The organism is Bacillus sp. GMa5/1, assembly GCF_050172015.1.
Taxonomy (GTDB): Bacteria; Bacillota; Bacilli; order Bacillales; family Bacillaceae_G; genus Bacillus_A; species Bacillus_A cereus.
Map to the genome: position 1 here is coordinate 1 of NZ_JBNLYC010000391.1, position 1,449 is coordinate 1,449.

The window sequence follows — 1,449 nt, forward strand, 5'->3', positions numbered from 1 at the left end:
TTATATACTTTTATTTAAATGTTCAATCTCATCTTGCAATTTTTTAAATTGCTCAAAATGCATGGTAATAGATTGGCTACTACCATAATCAACATTTTGTTTCACTAATATAACACCCGTATCATGAAAAAGCGCTTCAAGTTCTTTCCTAATAGACACTTTCGCAATATGGGCTGTTTTAATTGCAGATAAAATTGCAATTTCATTAAACTTTAATTTTATTTCATTTGGACAAAATGCGTCTTCAACTAATATAACTTCATTACTATAAATTAATGCAACAAGATTACTTGATTTGGCATCTGTTAAATCAACTTTTTTCATAATATCTTTCATTACATTTTGCCTCCTTTATTTTCATATATATCAATTATACAAATTTTTTCAAAAAATTACTCAACTTTATTATATTAATTTTAACACACTTTTATTGAAATCCACGCTCCAAACGTTTTACTATTCCACAATTTTTATTGTATGAACCATCTGGACTATAACTCCATATAGTAATGTTAACAACTTATTATAAAGCAGGTGAAAATTATGCCATCAGTTGTAGGAAATTTAGTTGTACAAAATAGCAATGGATCATTTAACTTAGGTGATTTCTACAACGTATCTCCGAAAGAAAATACGAAAGCTTATAATGGTTCCGGCGCATCAAACGTTGGTTTTGTTGTTAATACTTTTAACGGTGTTAGCGCGACCAATACATTTGATTCTGACCTTGCAGATCAAAACCAAGTGGGTACAGCCTAATCTTATGTTCAACTTTCTGTATAGAAAATTTTAATTTGTCTATACTATAATCAGGCTGGTTGACAGCTCTTGTCGATTTTGGAGTACCCTATCTTTTTCTCCCTTTCCCTGGGGCTCAGCAGCTAGCACAAAGCTAGCTGCTTTTTCTTGTATTATTTTTCTCATAAATCAGAAATAAAAAAAGCTGCCATTTAATACTCAGCTTCTTTTACGTTATTTCAATAATATCCATAGCGTTAAATACGTAAGTTTTATAAAAGGCGTCTGTACAAATTACAATTTGTTTTACCGGATTGATATGTACAACAGTCATGTAGCTTGTTAGTATGTAACCATCTTCAAAATATGTTACCAATATTTCTTTCTCAGACAGTAATGACGTTAATAATTTATCAGAAATTCTCTCTTTTGCTTCATTTGTTAAAAGCGGTTTTTGTACTTTTAATTTCTCTCCAATAATCTTTCTCATATTTAAAAGTTGTTCGGACATTACTGTAAACGGAACCCACTCTCTTTCTTCTTTTTGTATCTTTACATCGTTCATTTTTTATCTCCTTGATCATTTATACATTTATTTAGCCATACTATCCCTTAGTTATTTTTAATACTTACTAAACTCGAATTTACTTCTAAACTATAATTAGGTTACTTCTTAAAAGAACATTCGTTCCTATTATACACGAACTTACG

General features: G+C 29.7%; 3 protein-coding genes. 1 reads left to right on the top strand and 2 read right to left on the bottom strand.

Going from position 1 to position 1,449, the window contains the following annotated elements; translation table 11 throughout:
• On the bottom strand, positions 1 to 336 hold the full coding sequence (locus tag ACQGSG_RS28880) for a hypothetical protein (protein ID WP_000651906.1): 336 nt from the start codon (positions 334 to 336) through the stop codon (positions 1 to 3).
• Between the two features lie 207 nt (positions 337 to 543).
• On the opposite strand from ACQGSG_RS28880, the gene gerPF reads away from it, so the two are divergent.
• Entirely contained in the window at positions 544 to 759 is a 216-nt protein-coding gene (gene gerPF, locus ACQGSG_RS28885) for a spore germination protein GerPF (protein WP_001141565.1), read from the top strand.
• 208 nt (positions 760 to 967) lie between these two features.
• On the opposite strand, the gene ACQGSG_RS28890 is transcribed toward gerPF, so the two are convergent.
• The gene (locus tag ACQGSG_RS28890) at positions 968 to 1,303 is read right to left on the bottom strand and encodes a YolD-like family protein (protein ID WP_001999741.1); all 336 of its coding nucleotides are present in this window, start codon (positions 1,301 to 1,303) and stop codon (positions 968 to 970) included.
• Positions 1,304 to 1,449 lie beyond the last annotated feature (146 nt).

Bases quoted from the DNA above. Each gene is read 5' to 3' on its own strand.
- ACQGSG_RS28880 (WP_000651906.1), bottom strand. From the start codon at position 336: ATGAAAGATATTATGAAAAAAGTTGATTTAACAGATGCCAAATCAAGT.
- gerPF (WP_001141565.1), top strand. From the start codon at position 544: ATGCCATCAGTTGTAGGAAATTTAGTTGTACAAAATAGCAATGGATCA.
- ACQGSG_RS28890 (WP_001999741.1), bottom strand. From the start codon at position 1,303: ATGAACGATGTAAAGATACAAAAAGAAGAAAGAGAGTGGGTTCCGTTT.